Genomic DNA, 15,888 nt, shown 5'->3' with positions numbered 1-15,888 from the left:
GTGGAATTCTTTCGAAATGAGCGATGCCATCGACAACATGTGGGGTGCGGTATGGGCTGGTCGGCGAACCACGAGTTCATGCGCTTGGTCAAGCGGCTCATCCTCAACTACTTCGCGGGCTCCATCCTGGCCGTCCTCGGCGTGGGTGGGGTCCTGATCTTCACGACCCTCCACTTGACAAGGAAGGACCTGGAGATCATAGGCGCCATTCTGGGCGGCTCGCTCGCCCTGATGCTCGCGGCGGACACCATCGCCTTTCGCGCGCAGGTTCGCCCCATCCGGAAAGCGCTTGTCCAAGCCCATCCGACAGAGGACGTGCTCGCGAAGGGATACAGGCGCGCGCTGCATCTGCCCGCGCTGGCCGTGTTGCGCGTGATGGGGCCGCACTGGCTGTCGTTCCTCATTCCCGGGCTCGTGTCGTCGTCCATCCTCGTTCGGCGTGGCCTGCTTCACCTGCCCATGGCGTACGTGTGGCTCGCTTCGCTCGGCACGCTGATTGTCGCGAGCATGCACGCCGTGATCGAGTTTTTTCTCACGTCGCGCACCATTGAGCCGACCCTCGTGACCATCCGCCGCAGGAGCGAGCACATGTACGGCGCCTCCGTTTGGTTGCGGGGGCAGGTGGTAGTGCCGCTGGCGTTCAAGTTCGCCATGAGCTCCGTGGTGTTTGGCGCCCTGCCGCTTTTGTTGTTCGGACTGGCCAACGCCGTCCGGCTGACCAACGCGGGATTTGGGCCATCAACCTATTGGACGTGGGCGGGCGGCATCCTGGCGGTCGGATCGCTGTTTTCGGCATTTGGCGGATACCTTCTGGCGAGCGACGTGCAGCGGCCCATCCGCAGGCTCGAAGCCCTCATGCGGCGCGTGGAGCGCGGGGACTTCTCCCTGCGCGCAGACGACACCTACATGGACGAGTTTTCCGATCTCATCCAGGGCTTTAACCTGATGCTGAGCGGCCTCGCCCAGCGCGACGCATTGAACCGTCAGCTCATCGAAAGCTATTTTGCGACGCTCGCCGCCGCGCTCGACGCGCGCGATCCATACACAGCGGGCCACTCGCAGCGAGTCGCGCGATACGCGGAGGCCATCGGCCGCAAGGTCAACCTGTCTCCTCAGACCGTGCGCGAACTCAGGCAGTCAGCGCTTCTGCACGACATCGGCAAAATCGGCATTCGGGACGAGATTCTCCTGAAGGAAGGAAAATTGACGGACGAGGAGTTCGCCATCATCAAGCGACATCCCGTGATTGGGGAAAACATCATCCGGCAGATTCAGCCCGACGACGCGATGAAACCTCTTCTGCCCGGCATTCGCTCCCACCACGAGCGATACGACGGCAAGGGATACCCAGACGGCCTCGCCGGCGAGGAGATTCCGCTGTTTGGCCGCATCCTCGCCGTCGCCGACGCGTTTGACGCCATGACGTCCGACAGGCCCTATCGGTCCGGCATGCCCGCCGAGAAGGCCATCCAGGTTCTTCGAGAAGGGCGAGGGACCCAGTGGGATCCGCACTTCGTCGACGCCTTCATCGAGGTGTATCAGGAAGTCTACATTCCGGACGAAGCCAAATCGGCCGCGCGCGAGGCGGCGGCCTCCACCAGCCAGTGAAAGAGGGCCAGAGCGCCCTCGTCCTCGCGCCACAGGTTTTCCGGGTGCCACTGCACCGCGACAATCGGCCAGCGGCCGTCCGATTCCAACGCCTCCACCAGCCCTTCGCTGTCCCACCCCACCGGTTTCAGCAAAGGCGCCACGTCCTTCACCGCTTGATGGTGGAAGCTATTGACGCGAATCGCGGTTTTCCCATAGCACTGCGCCACGCGCGATCCCGGCTTCAGCTTGACCGTGTGCGCGTAAGCGTTGCGGGGCGCCTTCTGGCTGTGCTGAATCTTGCCCTTCCACTGGCGCGGCAGATCCTGATACAGCGTGCCTCCGAGCGCCACGTTCAACATCTGCATGCCTCGGCAAATGCCCAAGACCGGCTTCTGCTCCCGCCGCATCACCTGCACGAGCGTCATCTCCAGGCGGTCCCGCTCGGGTTCGAGCGTCCCGAGCCCCTGAAGCGGCTCCTGCCCGTACAGATTCGGATCCACGTCGTTTCCGCCCGTCAGCACCAACCCGTCGAGCCGCATGCCGATTTCGATGGCGCTCGCCTCATCCGCCAGGTACGGCAACACCACCGGCAATCCCCCGGCCCGCTCCACGCCGCGCGCGTAATCGTCTGTCAGCATCACCGCCTGGAGCGGCACGCCCGGGACCGCGCTCTGCCGCAGTTCATGCGATCCCGTCAGCCCAATCAACGGCCGCGTCAAGCTCCCCACCCCCGCTCCCGACCTCACGCGTTCCAGCTCGCCAAATACCGCACCTGTTCCTCCGTCAACTCGTCGATCTCCACGCCCCACGTCGACAGGCGCATGCGCGCCACCTCTTCATCCATATGCGCGGGGATGGCGTGCAACCCGGGCGGGTACGGCTTCGTCATGACTTCGCGCAGGCCGAGCGCCTGCAGCGCGAACGTCATATCCATCACCTCGACCGGATGGCCGTCCCCGGCCGCGAGATTGACCAGCCTGCCCTCCGCAATGAGGTACAGCCTGCGACCGTCGGCCAGGCGGTACTCGTCGACGTTCGGACGCGCTGGGCGCACGTCCACGGCGAGATCGGCGAGCGCAACCTTGTCCACCTCGACGTCGAAATGCCCCGCATTGCCGAGAATGGCCCCATCCTTCATGCGCTCCATCGCCTCGCGCGAAATGACGGCCTTGTTGCCCGTCACGGCGATGAAGATGTCGCCGATCCCGGCCGCCTCCCGGATCGGCATCACGCGGAACCCTTCCATCACGGCCTCCACCGCTCGGACGGGATCGACTTCGCACACCACCACCTGCGCGCCGAGCCCACGCGCGCGCATGGCGACTCCCTTCCCGCACCAGCCATAGCCGACCACGACCACCGTCTTCCCAGCGATCATGAGATTCGTCGTTCGCATGAACCCGTCCCAGACGCTTTGGCCGGTGCCGTATCGGTTGTCGAACAGATGCTTGCACTGCGCGTCGTTGACGGCGAGCATCGGATAGCGGAGCACGCCCTCGCGCGCCATGGCCCGAAGCCGCAGAATTCCGGTGGTGGTTTCCTCACAGCCGCCGCGGATCTTCGCCGCCTGCTCGGGCCGTTCCCGATGCAGAATGGTGGCGAGATCGGCCCCGTCGTCGATCACGCCCTCGGGGTCCCAGTCGAGGACGGCTTCCAGATGACTGCGGTACTCCGCCGGCGTCGCCCCGTGCCAGCCGTACACGCGCACCCCGCGGCGCGCCAAGGCGGCCGCGACGTCATCCTGCGTCGACAGGGGATTCGACCCGGCGATGGCCACTTCTGCGCCCCCCGCTTGAATGGCGAGGGCGAGCCTTGCCGTCTTCGCCTCGAGGTGAAGGCACATGGAAATGCGCTTGCCCAAAAACGGTTTCTCCTCGGCGAAGCGGCGCTCGATCGCGCCGAGCAGCGGCATGTGCGCGCGCGCCCACTCGATCTTCTGATCGCCCGAAGGATAGAGGTCCGGATTGCGAATCATGGAGGGCTTGGGTTGCGGCATCTCGTTCTCCACACTCCTTCTGCACATGAAAAAAGACGGATGACCCATCCGTCCTCCTTGTTGAACATCCCGCGTCTCCAAAAGGAATTTTCAGAAATCGACCAGACCGAGGCTGATCAACAGCCCCTCGTTGACGAGCTTCATCGCCTCGTCATCCAAATGCGTGATCTTGTCGGTCAGGCGCTGCTTGTCGATGGTGCGCAGCTGTTCGAGCAGAATCACGGAATCGCGCTCCAGACCGTACTTCTCCGCCTTGATCTCCACGTGGGTCGGCAACTTGGCCTTCTGGATCTGCGCGGTGATGGCCGCCACGATCACCGTCGGACTGAAGCGGTTGCCGATGTCGTTTTGCACCACGAGTACGGGGCGAAATCCTCCTTGCTCCGAGCCAACCACAGGCGACAGATCCGCAAAGAAGATGTCCCCACGCCTGACATTCAATCGCTCACACCCCGCTCACCAAGCGCTCCACGGTGTTGCCGGCCTCCTGCTCGGCCAGAAACGACTCACAGGCGATGCGCAAGTTCAGAGGCGCCATCTCCTGATACCCGCGCTGCATGGTCTCGCGCAGATCCCCGGGCTCTTTCCTCGATACATACATACGCAGCGCCTCGCGCACCATGTCACGCATGCGTTTGTCCCCGATTTCACGACCTGCAGCTTGATTCCAGGCGTTGAATTTCGAACTCGACAAGCGCGGCACCTCCACTGTTTGCGGTCGACGTCCCCGATGGCTTCCATGCCGCCATTATAGCCGCCCGCTCTGTCCGGCGCAAAAAGCGTCGACGCGCGTCGACCGCACGCCTCAATCGCACACGACGCGCGGCACGCGCCTGTGCACGCGGCACAGGATCTCGTAAGGAATGGTCTGCGCCCGCTCCGCCAGCCGGTCAAGCGACAACACGCGCCTTTCTTCCCAATTCGACGCCATTCGATAGGTTTCCTGCACGCGGACCTCGCGTTCTTCCGGCCGGATGCGGTTCCACCACCCTGCGCGCCAACCTTCGGGCGGATCGTACCCGAAGAGCGCCACGACGTCGCCCGCCGCAAGATCGAGGCCCGTCGCGTCGATCATCAGCTGATCCATGCAGACGCGCCCGATGACAGGCCGGAACTCGCCGCGCGCGAGCACCTCGCCCGCATTCGACAGATGCCGCGGATACCCATCCGCGTAACCGCCCGCGACCGTCGCGAGGGTCATGGGGCGTTGCACCGCGTACGTCGCCCCGTAGCCCACGGTTTCCCCGGCTTCGGCCCGCGCGACGCGCAGCACGCCCGCGTACAGGCTCATCACGGGGCGCAAGGCGGGCGCGGGAAGGACCGAAGGGTCTGGCGAGTAGCCATAAGCCGCAATCCCGACGCGGACCATGTCCAGGTGCCAGGCCGGATCGCGCAGCAACGCCGCGCTGTTGCCGGCGTGGATCCGCGGCGGGCGAAGCTTCGCCTCCTCCAACGCGCGAACAAACGCGCGAAGCCGTTCCATCTGCCCCGCCGCGTGCCCGGGATCCGGCGCGTCGGCGGCGGCCAGGTGGGTGCCGGCGCCCACCAGTTCCAGATCCTCTCGCGCGGCGATGGCCCGCGCGAGCGCCACCGCTTCGTCCGTTCGCTTGACCCCCAGCCGATTCATCCCCGTGTCAAGCGGCAGGTGAACGCGCAGCCGCTTCGGCAGCCGCGGGATCTGATCGATGGGGCTCAAATCGGTCAGGGCGATCTCGACCTCCGCCTCCGCGGCCTTCGCACATGCGTCCGGCGTCACGGCGCCGAGCACCAGGATGTTCACGTCGCGGTTCCACGCGCGGATCTCGAGCGCCTCTTCGAGGGACGCCACCGCCACGTGATTCACGCCTTCACGAGCGAGCCGGCCCACGACGGGCCGCACGCCGTGCCCGTAGGCGTCCGCCTTGACCGCCACCATGAGCGTCGCGGAAGGGCTCAACCTGCTTTTGAGATAGCGAATGTTGTGGGAAAGATGGGCGAGATCGATCACGGCGAACAGGGGCCGATACATGGAGGTCACCTCATGTGCCGAGTGTAACACAAACGCGCCATCCAGAGGCCTCGGGCTCCTCTGCGATGGCGCGGCGGGAGAAGAGATGGCGTCACTTCCCGACCTCGGCGAACGTGGAGATGGCGATGTTCTCGAGCTCGGAAAGCGAGAGATCGTTGGACGTCAGATCGAATTCGATGCCGTTTTGCATCCAGGTGAGATTGGCGACGCCGGTGCCCGGCGCCTCGTCGAAGATGGCCGGAACTCCATACAGATCGACCAACTCGGCGCTCGGCAATCCCGCGGCGCCCGGTGTGAGCGCGGATTCGGTCAGGACGTAGTGATGGCCTGCGCCCTGATAGCGCATGATGATGCTCGATTCGTCCGGCTGAGCGAGATCGGTGAGCTTCATGCCGTACATGGCCGGTGGTTCGATGTAGTCAAAGGCGTGATCGGATGCGAGTGTGGGTTTGGCGGCCTGTCCGGCTTGCGCGATGGTCTGCGGATCGAACGCGTTCTTCGGGAATTCGACGCCCGTTTGGAACGACTGATACGTGATGACGACCGCGGCCTTGCCGTTCTTGTCGAGCAGGGTGACCGACTGCGGTTTCAGGTCCTTCGAGAGCACAATCTGCTCCTTGCTCACCACGTCGCTCGCGGGCGTCACGGGGACCTCAAACGCGTACGCATCCTTCTCCCGGCTGATCTTGACCGACTTGTCAGACGCGATCCGCTGGAGAAGCTGATCGTACAGGTAGATCTGGCCCTGATTCTGCGCCCAGTTGCCGTTGAAGCGGAAGACCTTCCCAAGCGACGGGCTGACGACGAACATGCCGTTCGGCGTGCGCAGGATGACCTGATTGATCTGCTTGTCGGCGTTGCCGAGCTCGATCTTGTACATATCCTTCGATTCGTAGGAGACGCGCACGAAGTACTTCTGGACGTTGTTGTCCATCTGCACCGTCATGATGGCCTCGCTCTGATAGTTCTTGTTCTCGAGCGCCTGCGCCTCCGATTGGATCTTGTGACTCACGGAACTGGTGGTGCCGGGAATGCCGCAGCCAGCGACGACGCCCCCCGCTAGGGCGAGCGACAACAGGACTGCCGTTAGCTTTCGCATAGCCACCTCGCCTTTCTCCGCCACGCACCATCCTCACTCCGAGGCGCCCGCCTCCGCGCGGTACGCGCGCACGGCGTCCGGCACCCGCGCGATCACGTCCGACGCCGTGACGGCGATCTCCGTCAGTTCCTCCCCTGCGCGCTCCCCGGCCCGGCCGTGCAGCCACGCGCCGATGGAGGCGGCATCGAACGCGTTCAGCCCTTGCGCGATGAGCGCGCCGATGATTCCCGCCAACACGTCCCCCGTGCCCGCCACCGCGAGCGCGCTCGATCCGGTTGGATTCACGCGCACACGCCCATCCGGGTGCGCGATGACGGTGCGGTGGCCCTTGAGGAGCGTCACCGCCCGGCAACGCGCGGCAAGGGTCCTCGCCGCCTCGATCCGCCGCGCCTGCACCTGGCGCACGTCCCACCCCAGCATGCGGGCGGCTTCCTTGGGATGCGGCGTCAGGACAAATTCGCCCGCCACCGGATCGAACTGGCCCGCGTGCGCCACAGCTGCGAGCGCCTCCGCGTCGATCACGCCGCGCGCCACGCCGGCCCGGACGAGATCGTACAGCCATGTGCGCGCCTCGCGCCCGAAGAGCCCCAGGCCCGGGCCCACGATCACGGCGTCCACGTCCTGCAAGAGCTGCGCAGGATCGCTGCCTTCTCGCACCACCACGTCCGGCGCAAACAGCGACGCCTCGACGTGGGCGCCCGCGACCACCACCAGTCCCGCACCTGCGCGGAGCGCCGCGAGCGAGGCGAGCCGGCTCGCGCCCGGCATCTGTCCGAGCGCAATGCCGACCTTGCCGAAGGTCCCCTTGTGGCTCATGGGGCTGCGGAAGCCGAACTGGCGGCCAAACGCCGCCGGCGCGACGTAGGACGCCCGAACCCGGGCCGGATCGATGGGAATCCCGACATCCGCGACGCGCACGCGGCCCGCGTGGAGGGCGCCAGGGGTCACCGCCGTCCCGAGCTTCTCGGCCGCCATGGCGATGGTTTCGTGGGCCAGGATGGCAGGCCCCGGGACCTCACCGGTGGATGCGTCGACGCCAGAGGGCAGATCGGCGCTCACGATGTACGCCTGCGACGCGTTGGCCTCCTCGATCATCTGCGCCATGACGCCCTCAGCCGGGCGGGATACCCCGGTGCCAAGCAGCGCGTCGACGAGCACCCTTTCGGGCGATCCGGCCTGGCCATCTCCGCAGCCGGCGATGGCCCCGCGGATGCTCCCCGGCTCGTAGACCCGCCACGGCACGCCGAACCGCTCCGCCATCTGCTGTGCGGCGCGCGCGTCGCCCTGAAGATCGGAGGGATGGCACGACGACACGACCTCGACCGCAATGCCCGCGTGGCGAAGCCATCGCGCCGCGACCCAGCCGTCGCCGCCGTTCATCCCTTTGCCGGTGAGGATCACCACTTTCTTCGGGCGCAGTTCGCGGACTCGCTCGGCGATCGCGCGACCCGCATGGTCCATGAGAATCATGGCGGGGACGCCCAGGCGATGGATGGTGTCGTGATCGAAACACCGCATTTCATCACTCGTGACGAGATACACAAAGTGCCCTCCCCGAGGATTGGTATATGGATATGAGCCGTGTCCACGAAGTATGTACAACGGTGACAAGCGTGCGGCGAGCTACAGCTGCTCGATGGCGGCCACGGCGAAGGCCACCCCCGCGCCGTGCGTGAGGGCGAGGTGAACCCGCACGCGGGCGGCATCCGGCGGGCCGAACCGATCCCAGAGGGCGGAGGGCGGTTGCCACACCACCTGCAGGCCCTCCACACCGACGCGAACGTCCACGCTCGGCATCGACAGGCGCGCGAGCCCGCACCCCGCGGCTTTCGCCACAGCCTCTTTGGCGGCGAAGCGGCCTGCCACGAATTCGGCGAGCCGGAGCCCGTGGGAGATGGCATGCGCGCGGCTTCGCTCCTCCGGCGACAGCACCCGCCTGAGGAACGCCTCGCCGCGGCGTTCCAGGGCCGCGCGAATCCGGTCGATCTCGACCACGTCGTTGCCGATCCCGACGATCAAAGGCCTCACCACCCTTGGTTCGATTGTACTACGGCGCAGGCGATTTCCATCTCGCCTCAGGAAAAGTTTCATGGCGCATACCGTAATTCCGTGGATGGCCAGGATTCTCTTTCCTCACGCGAACAAGTACGGTAGACTGGAGAAGGGGGATGTTCATGCGTATCATCGGTCACATCGTTCGCTTCATCGTCTCTGCGCTGGTGCTGTTGCTCGTCAGCCACATCGTTCATGGCTTTTACATCCACGGATTCTGGCGCGCCATTTTTGCCGCGATCGTCATCACGTTGTTGGGACTTGCCATGGAGGCTCTGTTTGGGCGAAAGATCTCGCCGTATGGGCGGGGAATCATCGGTTTCATCAGCGGCGCGGTTGTCATCTATGTCGCACAGATCTTCGTGCACGGCATGCACGTGAGCATCATCGGGGCCCTGCTGGCTTCGCTCGTCATCGGCATCATCGACCTGTTCGTGCCGACGAGCTTTCGCCGCGCGAGAAACGAGTGACACCTGAGTGGAAGACGGGAGGCTGGCCCGCACGCCTGAGCGGGCCGGCCCTTTTTGTTTTCATGCCATGAAACAACCTCACGCGGCACGGCGATACACCCGGAGAAAGCTGGATCTTTGCGCGCCGTGCATTTCACCTTCGTTTATGGCACAATGATCGAGATATGTCCACGGAAAGGGCGGACGAACGTGCACCACCTGCTTGAGGGCATCTTCATTCTGCTCATCGGAGCCGTCTTCACGTACCTGATGAAAATCCGCCCGGGCGCTCAACCCATGTCACGGGCGAAGATGATCGCGTATTTTGTGGTCGGCGTCGTGATCGGCATCATCTTCATCACCACAGACCACATCTACGCGCCCACCACGGGGTTGTGATGCCCACGGCCCCCGCAGGCAACGACAGCGAACTGAGAGGTACAGGCGATGCAAGGTTTGATCACGCTGAAGAGCCGGCACGAACAAAACTTGATGCGCGAAGCCGGAAAGGTGGTTGCCGGCTGCCATGAGGCGCTGCGCAGCTTCATCCGGCCCGGCATCCGGACCATCGAAATCGACCAATTCGTCGAGGACTTCATCCGCCGGCACCGGATGGAGCCCGCGCAGAAGGGCTACAGGGGCTATCCTTACGCCTCCTGCACCTCGGTCAACGACGTCATCTGCCACGGTTTCCCCGGCGATTACGTGCTGCAGGAAGGCGACATCGTCACAGTGGACATGGTCGCCGTGTACAAGGGAATGCACGCGGACTCGGCTTGGAGCTACGCCGTGGGCGAAATCAGCGAAACGGCGCGCAAACTGCTCGACGTGACGCGCAGGGCGCTCTACGTCGGGATCGAACAGGCGCAGCCGGGAAATCACATCTCGGATATCGGTCACGCCATCCAGACCTATGTCGAGGCGCAGGGCTTTTCCGTCGTGCGCGACTACATTGGCCACGGCATTGGGCGCCAGATGCACGAAAGCCCCGATGTCCTGCATTTCGGCCCCCCTCACCGCGGGCCAAAAATCCGCAAAGGCATGGCGTTCACCGTGGAGCCCATGGTCAACGTCGGCACGTACGAAACCAGGCTCGATTCGGACGGCTGGACGGCCCGCACGGCAGACGGCAGCCTGAGCGCTCAATACGAGCACACCCTCATCATCACGGACGAAGGTCCGGAGATCATCACCAAACAGGACGGCGAATGATGCCAAACAGGCCGCCCACGCGCGGAAAGCGCGTAAGCGGCCTTCTCGTCCTCAGCCGTGGACCGTCTTCGGAAGCCGCTCCCGCCGGGGCGGCCGGACCTGCAGCCACTGCTCGTCAATTTCAAAGTGAGCGTCCGCCAGGATCTTCGCCAGGTGTTCGAGCGGCGTGCGGGCAACCTCGCGATACGATTTGCGCGTGTAGAGGTCGATCGCGTTCGGGAGCTCGCGCTTCAACTGCTTGCGCAACCGATTCCCGGCCGCGTCCGCGTCCACCAGGATGTACACCTCATCGTGTTGCAGCGGGACAATGTCGTTTTCCACCTGCTCGTAGCTCAGCGTGCCCTGCGTGCACACCACATCGACTTCTTCGCGCAACACCTTCAGAATCCTCGACTTGTCCGTCTTGCCTTCGACGATGATGACTTTTCGCGAAGTCGCGTGCGTCCGCATGTCGCTCAACTTCCTTCCGTCATCGCGCGCGGCCCGTGCCGCGCCGCGAAGGTGACTTCGTCGGCTTCACGTCCATCATAGCACGCGGCGCGCTTCCTCGGCAGATCCGATCCATGCCAGCTTCAACAGCGCGCCGCGCCTCGCCTGCTTGGCCCGATGCCATCCCGCCCCCTTGGTCGCAGTGTATGCACCGCCATCCCGTCCCCATGCGGACGGGGATCCGCAATGGGCGGAAAGGGCGGGCTATGTATAGAAAAACAGCCGCCTCCCAAGAGGGGGCGGCGCCACGCCTACGCTTGTGACCGTTACGCCACCGGCGTGCAGGTCGTGGTTGTGGAGCACGTGTACGCGGGAACGAGCAGGAAGAAGAGCACGAAGATGATCAGAAACACCACGGCCCAACGCGTGTACCCACCAAAGACGCCGTACATCCGCGTTCCCTCCTCCGACAGGTTTGTGCCGGTCGGCACATTGCCATAGAATGCGGGATGAACGCGATGGTGCGGGCGAATGTCCAGGGCCCCCGCCAAGTCCACGCCGGAGGGAGCAGACAGCCATGTTCACGCCGTTTCCAGGAACCAAGCCTGAGGGGCTCGGCGCATTGCCCCGCGAGGCCCTCGTCTTCGTCCACACACCGCTCTGCGGCACGTGTCAACTCGCGCGGCGCATGTTGGAAGTCGTCGACGCGGCCCGCGGACATGCCTTGCCGCTCTACGATCTCGACGCCAATCTCGCCCCCGAGGCGATGCAGTCGTGGAAAATCGAAAGCGTGCCAGCGCTTCTCTACGTGAAAAACGGCGAGATCGATCACGTCCAGTACCGGTTTGGAGACGTGATCGATCTCGCCAACGCCATCCAGGCGTTTCTCCGAGGTTAGCGCGGGAGTCCTGGCAGGACCGCCTGGAGTTCGTCCCAGGTCAGATATTTGCGCTCGATGTCCTCCTCCACCAGGCCTCGCCCGCGCTGCACTTCGATGAATTGCATGCCCTTCTCCGTGCGAATCGCGTGCCACACGCCCTGCGGCGCGCGCACAATATCGCCAGCCGCAACCCTCTGCCACCGGTCATCGACGACGATCTCGCCCTCGCCCTCGATGATGGTCCAAATCTCCTCGCGCCACTTGTGCCGGTGATAGCTGAGGTTGCGCCCGGGAAGGAGCTCGACGCACTTGGTCAGCACTTCCGTCTCGTCTTCGAGCAACTGATAGTCGATGACGCGGTACCTGCCCCAGCGGCGCTCTTCGTACATCGGCCGATTGTCGAGCGGCGCAACGACGTCCTTCAGGCCCGCGGCGAGATCCTTGTCCGCCGCCAGAATACCGTCTGGCGTCGCGACGACGATGGCGCTCTTCAACCCAAGCGCCACCACGGGCAGGCCGAGCTCGTTGACGACGTGCGTGTCTTCACATTGCGACAGAATGGCGCGGCCGACCGCCTCGCTCTCCATCTGCTCGGCCAATGACGACCACGTGCCGAGATCGGACCACGTGCCGCGATACGGATGCGCCACGATGGAAGAGAGCTTCTCCACGACTTCGTAGTCGAAGCTGCGCTTGGGGAACTGATCGAAGCCTCGGCGAGCGTCCGCGTACGTCGACGGCAGGCCGCGATCGCGCAGGATGCGGAGGATGGTGCGCGGCTGAAAGGCGAAGACGCCGCAGTTCCAGAGCGCTCCCTCCCGAATCAGTTCCTCGGCCACGGCGCGCTCGGGCTTTTCCACGAACCGCTTCACGCGGAAACAGTCGCCGTCCGTCCGGGCCTCGGGCACGATGTAGCCGAATTTGCTCGTCGGCTCCGTGGGCCACACCCCCATCAGCGCCATCTCGGCGCCTTCGCGCAGCAGGATGGGACCAAGGCGCTGAATTTCCTGAAAGTAGTGATCGTCCACGAAGTGGTCCACGGGGCAGACGACCACCGGCTCATCGGGATTCAGTCCTCGCTCATCGACAAGGTATAAGGTGGACAGCGCAATCGCCGCAAACGTATCTCGCCGCGCGGGTTCCTCAATCACGTCGATCTCGCCGATCTGCGCGTGAATGACCTCCACCTGAGGCTTGGATGCGCAGACGAACACGTCATCGGCCGCGAGGCCCGCCTGTCCGATTTGTCGCCAGACGCGCTGCAGCATCGACTCCAGGCCCTCCCCGTCCGGGCGAGGCAGGATGCGCAAAAACTGCTTGGATCGGACATCGTTCGACATGGGCCAGAGGCGTTTTCCCGAACCGCCGCTCAAAAGGACCAGTTTCACCATGCACCACTCCTTTCCCTAGGATGTATCGGTGTGGCGGATGGATCCGGGCCCCATCACTCACAGTTCCCACTATAAATCATGGCCACGCCCTTCGTCCATGGGTCGTAAACCCGCCATCAGCAAGCGGGGCTGACCCGCCGCGTCTGTGGCGTTGGGCCAGCCCCATGGGCTCAAGGCGTATTCTGCGCATTCGCATTCGTGGCGCTCGTGTTCGATCCGCCCGCGGCGCCGTTTCCGGAGCCTTCGTTGCCTTTCCCCGGCGACACCACCTGCGACTTCGGCCTTGAATCGGCGGTCTCGGGCGGCGTGGACGTGATGGTCGTGTTGGACGGTGTCGTATTCGCCGTGTTGCCGATGCCGTTACCGGTGCCCGTGGTGGTGTTCCCGATGACCGTGTTGCCCGGACTCTGGTTCCCGAGACCGCCCGTCCCGTTTCCCGGGAGCGTGTTGTTCAGCCCATTGTTCGGCGATGACGTGTTCGTCTGATTGCCACCGTTGGGCGTCGCCTGACTCGTGGTCACCGTCACCGTCGCAGGCTTGCCGACGTCCTGACCGGTGGACTGGCTCGTGGCCTGGACGGTGTAAATGTAGGTCTCGTTAGGCTGCACGGACGTGTCCGTGATGGTCTGTGCCGTCGTCTGCCCCACAGGCACTGTCTCGTCGGCGCCGTTCGTGGACACGCGCGTCACGACGTAGGTCACCGGTTGCGAGAAGCTGCCCGACCAAGACAGCGTCACCGTGTTGGTGTTCGCATCGTACGTCGCGGACAGATTCGTGATGGCGTTCGTCGCAGTCGCGTTGCTCTGTCCGCTGTTCATCTGGTTGACGTAGTCGACCCCTTGGGCCGTCCCGGTGATGTACGGATACGGCCCCGCCGAAAATTGTTCCGGCGCCTCGTTTGCCAGAGCCAGCGCGATGATGTCGTGGAAGATCTGGGCCGCGTTCGCGGACGGATCAACCGGCGACATCGTCATATGGTGCTCCGGCGACGACACATCGTAACCAATGTGAATGCTGCCGACGAGGTTCGGCGTGTAACCGTCGAACCAGCCGTCGCGCACCCAGTTCGGGTGATCGCTGACCAAGCCGGCGCTGTACTGCACGGTGCCGGTCTTGCCCGCGACGCCCCAGCCTGGAAGCTTCGCATTCTGGCCCGTGCCATAGTCGACAACGTCCTCCATGAGGCGCGTCATGTCGAGCGCCACCTCGGGAGACATCACCTGGGTCTGCTGAGGACCCTCGTGGTAGATGATCCCGCCCTGGCTGTTCACGATCTTCGTGATGAGATACGGCTGCGACCGGATGCCGTTGTTGTCAAATGGCGTGTAGGCGGCGACCATCTCCATCGGCGTGACGCCGTTCTCCAGGCCGCCGATGGCGATGCCCAGGTGCTGATAGTCCTTCGGCGTGAGCGGAATGCCATCCGCCTTGGCGAAATTCGCGCCCGTGTCAATGCCGATCTGCGACAACAGCCAGACCGAGGCCACGTTCTGCGACCACTCGAGCGCGTACTGAAGCGTCACCTTGGGCGGCGCATTCGGATCCCAGTTCTGCGGGATGTATCCGCCGCCGAAGTCCTGAGGCGTGTTGTCCAGGATGGACGTGTACGTCCACTTGCCCGTGGCCAGGGCCGGCGCGTAGTCCATGATGGGCTTGATGGACGATCCCGGCGAACTCGCCTGGTACACGCGATCCAGCCCGAGCGGCACGTATCCCTGGCGGCGCGATCCGGCCGCGCCCAGGATGGCCCCGGTCTTCGGATCGACGAAGATAGCGGCGCCCTCCACCACGGTTCCCGTCGTCGGCCCCGGGAAGTCCGAGTCGTATTTCCCGCTCCAGAACACCTCGTCAATGGCGTTCTGGACATTGGGGGCGATGGTCGTGTAGATCTTCAGTCCCCCCTGCATGACCTCCTGCGGCGGAATGCCGTGCCGGTTCAGGTAGTCGAGCAGGAAGTTGGTGAAGAGCGGCTGCGTGTCCCAACCATCGCCCGGGAACGAGTGGAACGACACGCCGAGCGGCTGTTTCTCTGCGGCGTCGGCCTGCGCTTGTGTGATGTAGCCGTACCGCACCATGTTTTGCAGCACCTGATTGCGCCGCGCGAGCGCGGCCTGCGGATGCACGAGCGGATCGTACGCCGAAGGGGCCTGCGGCAACCCCGCGAGGAGCGCCGCGTCTGCGAGCGTCAACTTGCCGGGCTCCGTCTTCAGGTCGATGCCGAAATACCTGAGCGCTCCCTGCTCGATCCCGACCGCACTCTCGCCCATCGGGATGCGGTTGAGGTACATCGTCAGGATCTCCTGCTTGGTGAAGTTGCGCTCAATCTGCAGGCCCAGGATGATCTGCTTGAACTTGCGGGCAAACGTCTTCTCATCCGTCAGGTACACCATCTTGGCCAGCTGCTCAGGGATGGTGCTCGCGCCCTGCGCCAGGCTCCCCGAGGAGACGTCGACAAACAGCGCGCGAAAGATGGACTTGAGATCGATGCCCGTGGTGTTGGTCCAGAAGGTGTGATCTTCGGTTGCGACAATCGCGTCCTGGACGTCCTTTGGAATCTGGTTATACGTCAAGTCCGTGTTCGGCGAGCCGAGCGTGAGGAGCTTCGACCCATCGGCGGCGTACACGACTGTCGGCTCATGCGATTGTTCCAGCAGGCTCGCGTTAAAGGGCGTGAGCCGCACCGCAAGGTAAAACCCGACCGCAATCACCACGACAAGCGCGACGACCGTCCCTAGGGCGATGGCAATCCATCGTCGGACCAAACGGCCCACCTCCATCGATT

General features: G+C 64.3%; 17 protein-coding genes. 5 read left to right on the top strand and 12 right to left on the bottom strand.

Features of this window, described 5'->3' with window-relative positions; genetic code table 11:
- Positions 1-51 precede the first annotated feature (51 nt).
- On the top strand, positions 52-1,608 hold the full coding sequence (locus J3481_RS09385; protein ID WP_206831786.1) for an HD-GYP domain-containing protein: 1,557 nt from the start codon (positions 52-54) through the stop codon (positions 1,606-1,608).
- Here J3481_RS09385 and J3481_RS09380 read toward each other — a convergent pair.
- From J3481_RS09380 to acpS, 8 genes are all read right to left on the bottom strand, one after another.
- Positions 1,548-2,318 carry a gamma-glutamyl-gamma-aminobutyrate hydrolase family protein gene (locus J3481_RS09380; protein WP_328702163.1) on the bottom strand — a complete coding sequence of 257 codons (771 nt, stop codon included), beginning with the start codon at positions 2,316-2,318 and terminating at the stop codon, positions 1,548-1,550. The two genes, J3481_RS09385 and J3481_RS09380, sit on opposite strands and share 61 nt — an antisense overlap.
- 14 nt (positions 2,319-2,332) lie before the next feature.
- Positions 2,333-3,586, bottom strand: coding sequence for an adenosylhomocysteinase (locus J3481_RS09375; protein ID WP_206831788.1), 1,254 nt, complete (start codon positions 3,584-3,586; stop codon positions 2,333-2,335).
- A gap of 90 nt (positions 3,587-3,676) precedes the next feature.
- Positions 3,677-4,027, bottom strand: coding sequence for a type II toxin-antitoxin system PemK/MazF family toxin (locus tag J3481_RS09370; RefSeq protein ID WP_008336350.1), 351 nt, complete (start codon positions 4,025-4,027; stop codon positions 3,677-3,679).
- Between the two features lie 4 nt (positions 4,028-4,031).
- Entirely contained in the window at positions 4,032-4,280 is a 249-nt protein-coding gene (locus tag J3481_RS09365) for a CopG family transcriptional regulator (protein ID WP_206831789.1), read from the bottom strand.
- 111 nt (positions 4,281-4,391) lie between these two features.
- Positions 4,392-5,594, bottom strand: coding sequence for an alanine racemase (gene alr, locus J3481_RS09360; RefSeq protein ID WP_206831790.1), 1,203 nt, complete (start codon positions 5,592-5,594; stop codon positions 4,392-4,394).
- Between the two features lie 91 nt (positions 5,595-5,685).
- On the bottom strand, positions 5,686-6,693 hold the full coding sequence (locus J3481_RS09355; protein ID WP_236011489.1) for a LolA family protein: 1,008 nt from the start codon (positions 6,691-6,693) through the stop codon (positions 5,686-5,688).
- 33 nt (positions 6,694-6,726) lie between these two features.
- Positions 6,727-8,235 (bottom strand): NAD(P)H-hydrate dehydratase, encoded by a 1,509-nt coding sequence (locus J3481_RS09350; protein ID WP_206831792.1) that lies wholly within the window; start codon positions 8,233-8,235, stop codon positions 6,727-6,729.
- 81 nt (positions 8,236-8,316) lie between these two features.
- On the bottom strand, positions 8,317-8,721 hold the full coding sequence (gene acpS / locus J3481_RS09345) for a holo-ACP synthase (protein WP_328702088.1): 405 nt from the start codon (positions 8,719-8,721) through the stop codon (positions 8,317-8,319).
- A gap of 146 nt (positions 8,722-8,867) precedes the next feature.
- Between acpS and J3481_RS09340 the strand changes: the two genes are divergently transcribed.
- The 3 genes from J3481_RS09340 (at position 8,868) to map (ending at position 10,406) form a co-directional block, all read left to right on the top strand.
- Positions 8,868-9,215, top strand: a complete 348-nt coding sequence (locus J3481_RS09340; RefSeq protein ID WP_206831794.1) for a phage holin family protein — start codon at positions 8,868-8,870, stop codon at positions 9,213-9,215.
- 189 nt (positions 9,216-9,404) lie between these two features.
- Positions 9,405-9,593 (top strand): hypothetical protein, encoded by a 189-nt coding sequence (locus tag J3481_RS09335; protein ID WP_206831795.1) that lies wholly within the window; start codon positions 9,405-9,407, stop codon positions 9,591-9,593.
- 48 nt (positions 9,594-9,641) lie between these two features.
- Positions 9,642-10,406, top strand: a complete 765-nt coding sequence (gene map, locus J3481_RS09330) for a type I methionyl aminopeptidase (RefSeq protein WP_206831796.1) — start codon at positions 9,642-9,644, stop codon at positions 10,404-10,406.
- A gap of 51 nt (positions 10,407-10,457) precedes the next feature.
- Here the strand turns inward: map and J3481_RS09325 are convergent, their stop codons facing one another.
- Together J3481_RS09325 and J3481_RS14860 are read right to left on the bottom strand one after the other, a co-directional pair.
- Positions 10,458-10,856, bottom strand: coding sequence for a toprim domain-containing protein (locus J3481_RS09325; RefSeq protein WP_206831797.1), 399 nt, complete (start codon positions 10,854-10,856; stop codon positions 10,458-10,460).
- A gap of 305 nt (positions 10,857-11,161) precedes the next feature.
- Positions 11,162-11,287, bottom strand: a complete 126-nt coding sequence (locus J3481_RS14860) for a hypothetical protein (RefSeq protein WP_008336326.1) — start codon at positions 11,285-11,287, stop codon at positions 11,162-11,164.
- Between the two features lie 125 nt (positions 11,288-11,412).
- Between J3481_RS14860 and J3481_RS09320 the strand changes: the two genes are divergently transcribed.
- Positions 11,413-11,733: a thioredoxin family protein gene (locus J3481_RS09320; RefSeq protein WP_206831798.1), complete on the top strand. Its 321-nt coding sequence runs from the start codon at positions 11,413-11,415 to the stop codon at positions 11,731-11,733.
- On the opposite strand, the gene J3481_RS09315 is transcribed toward J3481_RS09320, so the two are convergent.
- Positions 11,730-13,106, bottom strand: a complete 1,377-nt coding sequence (locus J3481_RS09315; RefSeq protein WP_206831799.1) for a sugar phosphate nucleotidyltransferase — start codon at positions 13,104-13,106, stop codon at positions 11,730-11,732. The two genes, J3481_RS09320 and J3481_RS09315, sit on opposite strands and share 4 nt — an antisense overlap.
- A 170-nt stretch (positions 13,107-13,276) precedes the next feature.
- On the bottom strand, positions 13,277-15,877 hold the full coding sequence (locus tag J3481_RS09310; RefSeq protein WP_328702089.1) for a transglycosylase domain-containing protein: 2,601 nt from the start codon (positions 15,875-15,877) through the stop codon (positions 13,277-13,279).
- Between the last annotated feature and the right edge of the window lie 11 nt (positions 15,878-15,888).

It is taken from the genome of Alicyclobacillus fructus, assembly GCF_017329605.1.
Classification (GTDB): domain Bacteria; phylum Bacillota; class Bacilli; order Alicyclobacillales; family Alicyclobacillaceae; genus Alicyclobacillus; species Alicyclobacillus fructus.
The sequence above is the reverse complement of the archived record's forward strand: the minus strand, read 5'-3'. Positions and strand labels throughout refer to the sequence as shown.

Excerpts from the sequence above, each read along its gene's own strand:
- J3481_RS09385 (WP_206831786.1), top strand. The coding sequence starts at position 52 with ATGGGCTGGTCGGCGAACCACGAGTTCATGCGCTTGGTCAAGCGGCTC.
- J3481_RS09375 (WP_206831788.1), bottom strand. The coding sequence starts at position 3,586 with ATGCCGCAACCCAAGCCCTCCATGATTCGCAATCCGGACCTCTATCCT.
- alr (WP_206831790.1), bottom strand. The coding sequence starts at position 5,594 with ATGTATCGGCCCCTGTTCGCCGTGATCGATCTCGCCCATCTTTCCCAC.
- J3481_RS09355 (WP_236011489.1), bottom strand. The coding sequence starts at position 6,693 with ATGCGAAAGCTAACGGCAGTCCTGTTGTCGCTCGCCCTAGCGGGGGGC.
- J3481_RS09340 (WP_206831794.1), top strand. The coding sequence starts at position 8,868 with ATGCGTATCATCGGTCACATCGTTCGCTTCATCGTCTCTGCGCTGGTG.
- map (WP_206831796.1), top strand. The coding sequence starts at position 9,642 with ATGCAAGGTTTGATCACGCTGAAGAGCCGGCACGAACAAAACTTGATG.
- J3481_RS09325 (WP_206831797.1), bottom strand. The coding sequence starts at position 10,856 with ATGCGGACGCACGCGACTTCGCGAAAAGTCATCATCGTCGAAGGCAAG.
- J3481_RS14860 (WP_008336326.1), bottom strand. The coding sequence starts at position 11,287 with ATGTACGGCGTCTTTGGTGGGTACACGCGTTGGGCCGTGGTGTTTCTG.
- J3481_RS09320 (WP_206831798.1), top strand. The coding sequence starts at position 11,413 with ATGTTCACGCCGTTTCCAGGAACCAAGCCTGAGGGGCTCGGCGCATTG.
- J3481_RS09315 (WP_206831799.1), bottom strand. The coding sequence starts at position 13,106 with ATGGTGAAACTGGTCCTTTTGAGCGGCGGTTCGGGAAAACGCCTCTGG.